Here is a 2,899-nt window from a genome sequence, read left to right on the forward strand (position 1 = left end):
CAACACCGTCACCTCCGGCATCGTCAGCGCCCTCGACCGCACCATCCAGGCGGGGGAGCCGGGCGGCACCACCCGTTACTACGCGGCCATCCAGACCGACGCCGCGGTGAACCAGGGCAACTCCGGCGGCCCGCTGGTCGACGCGGCCGGCCGCGTCGTCGGCGTCAACTCGGTGATCCGATCGGTCGGCGGCACCGAGACCGAGGCCGGCAACATCGGCCTCGCCTTCGCCATCCCGATCAACCAGGCCCGCCGGGTGGCCGAGGACATCATCGACACCGGCAAGGCCCGCCGCACCGTGATCGGCGCCGAGGTGAGCACGGGCGGCACGAACGCCGCGAACGGCGCGCGGCTGCGCTCGGTCGACGCGGCCGGGCCCGCGGCCGCCGCCGGGCTCAAGGCCGGCGATGTGGTCACCAAGATCGACGGGCACCTGCTCGAGGACGGCACCGACCTGATCGCGCTGGTCCGCAAGTACGCTCCGGGCGCCACGGTCGCCGTCGAGTTCCGCCGCGGGTCCAAGCGGGAGAGCGCCTCGGTGACGCTGGCCGCGGATGCCAAATAGCCGGTCCACAGATTCGATGGATAGGCTGGCGTTGACCTAGGGGAGGCGAGCGCGGTGTTCGAAAACCTGAACTGGTGGGAGATCGGCGCTCTGCTCCTGCTCGCCCTGCTCATCTTCGGCGAACGGCTGCCCAAGGTGATCGGCGACGGGCTGCGGATGCTGCGCGGGCTGCGCGCGATGGCGCAGAACGCGACCTCCGACCTGAGCCGCGAGCTCGGCACCGACATCCAGCTGCAGGACCTGCACCCCAAGGCGTTCATCCGCAAGCATCTGCTGTCGGAGGACGAGGAGGATGCGCTGCGGAAGCCGCTTCAGGGCCTGTTCGAGGACGTGAAGTCGGACATCAACGGCGTCAAGGACGACCTGCAGGACGTCGGCCGGGCCGCCGACATCAACGCGGCGACTTCCGCCCCGGCCGCGCCGAAAGCGCGGCCGGCCATCGACATGGACGCTACTTAGCCTTGACGCTGAGGCCGAGCGGCTTGCCGACCAGCGACTCCCGCCGCACGGCGAGCTTGTCGGCGACCGCGTCCAGCGCCCTCGCAGCCGGGGCGTCCGGTGCCGCCAGCACGATCGGCGTGCCGTCGTCGCCCGCCTCGCGGACCCGGGTGTCCAGCGGCACCTGACCCAGCAGCGGCACCGAGGCGCCGACCGTGGTGGTCAGCGAGTCGGCCACGGTCTGCCCGCCGCCCGCGCCGAAGACCTCCATGCGCGAGCCGTCCGGCAGCTCCAGCCACGACATGTTCTCCACCACGCCGATCAGGCGCTGGTGGGTCTGCATCGCGATCGCGCCGGCCCGCTCGGCCACCTCGGCGGCGGCCTGCTGCGGCGTGGTGACCACCAGGATCTCCGCGTTGGGCAGCAGCTGGGCCAGGGAGATGGCCACGTCGCCGGTGCCCGGCGGCAGGTCGAGCAGCAGCACGTCCAGGTCGCCCCAGTAGACGTCGGCGAGGAACTGCTGCAAGGCACGGTGCAGCATCGGGCCGCGCCACACCACGGCGGCGTTGCCCGCGGTGAACATGCCGATCGAGATCACCTTCACGCCGTGCGACTGCGGCGGCATGATCATCTCTTCCACCCGGGTCGGGCGGCCCTCGACGCCGAGCATCCGCGGCACCGAGTGGCCGTAGATGTCCGCGTCGAGCACGCCCACCGCCAGGCCCCGCTTGGCCAGGGCGGCCGCCAGGTTCACCGTGACGCTCGACTTGCCCACGCCGCCCTTGCCGCTGGCCACCGCGTACACCCTGGTCCGCGAACCCGGCTGCGCGAACGGAATGACCGGCTCCGCGGTCTGGCCCCCGCGCAGCGATGTCTGCAGCGCCTTGCGCTGGTCCTCGCTCATCACACCGAAGTCGATCTCCACCGCGGTGATCCCCGGGATCTGGGTGACCGCGGCGGTGATGTCGTTGTTCAGCTTGTCGCGCAACGGGCAGCCGGCCACCGTGAGCAGCAGCTCGACCCGGACCAGCTCACCGGCGACGCTGAAGCCCTTGACCATGCCGAGCTCGGTGATCGGCTTGCGGATCTCGGGATCGTCAACGGTCGCCAGGGCGGCCTGGATCGCGTCCTCGATGGTGGGAGCTGGTGCAGACATGCATCCGAGCTTACTTCGGGGACTTTCCTCGCTAGAGGTGGTCCTCATCCCACTCCTTACGGTCCAGCTTCGCCCGCCGGGCCGCCGCCTCGTCGAGCTCATCGGCCAGCCGGGCCAGCTCGGAACGCAGGAAGTCACGGGTCGCCACCTCACCCACCGCGATCCGCAGCGAGGCGATCTCACGGGCCAGATACTCGGTGTCCGCCTTCTGCTGAGCGGCCCGCCGCCGGTCCTCCTCCATCGCCAGCCGGTCGCGGTCGGCCTGCCGGTTCTGCGCCAGCAGGATCAGCGGCGCGGCATAGCTGGCCTGCAGCGACAGGATCAAGGTCAGGAACGTGAAGGTGTACGGGTCGAAGCGCAGGGTCGCCGGGGCGAGCGTGTTCCAGAGAAACCACGCCGCGATCACCAGCGTCATGATCACGATGAAGTTCGCCGTGCCCATGTACCGGGCGATGCTCTCCGACCATCGGCCGAACGCCTCGGCGTCGAATCGGGGCAGACGAACACGCCCCGGCTCGACGGGTTGATCCAGCCGGCCGAGCTTCTCCCTGCGGGGCTCGGTCATTCCCCGGCCTCGCCGCGATCGGTCCGGCCGCGGCGGCTCTCACTCTCGACGCCCGGCAGGATGCCCTGCTCCTCGTCGTCGGAGTCGCGGTCGCGCCAGTCGCGGGGCAGGGAGTGGTCCAGCACGTCGTCGACCGTCACCGCGCCGACCAGCCGGTGCGCGTTGTCGACCACCG

The 2,899-nt window shown here is 70.9% G+C and carries 4 protein-coding genes; 2 read left to right on the plus strand and 2 right to left on the minus strand.

Features of this window, described 5'->3' with window-relative positions; all coding sequences use genetic code 11:
* Nucleotides 1-565: PDZ domain-containing protein (locus AB0M20_RS35735; RefSeq protein WP_364304984.1), on the plus strand; the 565-nt coding region annotated here is incomplete at its 5' end.
* 54 nt (nucleotides 566-619) lie between these two features.
* Entirely contained in the window at nucleotides 620-1,024 is a 405-nt protein-coding gene (locus AB0M20_RS35740; protein ID WP_364304986.1) for a preprotein translocase subunit TatB, read from the plus strand.
* Here AB0M20_RS35740 and AB0M20_RS35745 read toward each other — a convergent pair.
* Entirely contained in the window at nucleotides 1,017-2,159 is a 1,143-nt protein-coding gene (locus AB0M20_RS35745; protein ID WP_364304988.1) for an Mrp/NBP35 family ATP-binding protein, read from the minus strand. The two genes, AB0M20_RS35740 and AB0M20_RS35745, sit on opposite strands and share 8 nt — an antisense overlap.
* Before the next feature lie 31 nt (nucleotides 2,160-2,190).
* Nucleotides 2,191-2,724 (minus strand): DUF1003 domain-containing protein, encoded by a 534-nt coding sequence (locus tag AB0M20_RS35750; protein WP_364304990.1) that lies wholly within the window; start codon nucleotides 2,722-2,724, stop codon nucleotides 2,191-2,193.
* Nucleotides 2,725-2,899 lie beyond the last annotated feature (175 nt).

This window comes from Actinoplanes sp. NPDC051633 (assembly GCF_040681735.1).
Lineage (GTDB): Bacteria > Actinomycetota > Actinomycetes > Mycobacteriales > Micromonosporaceae > Actinoplanes.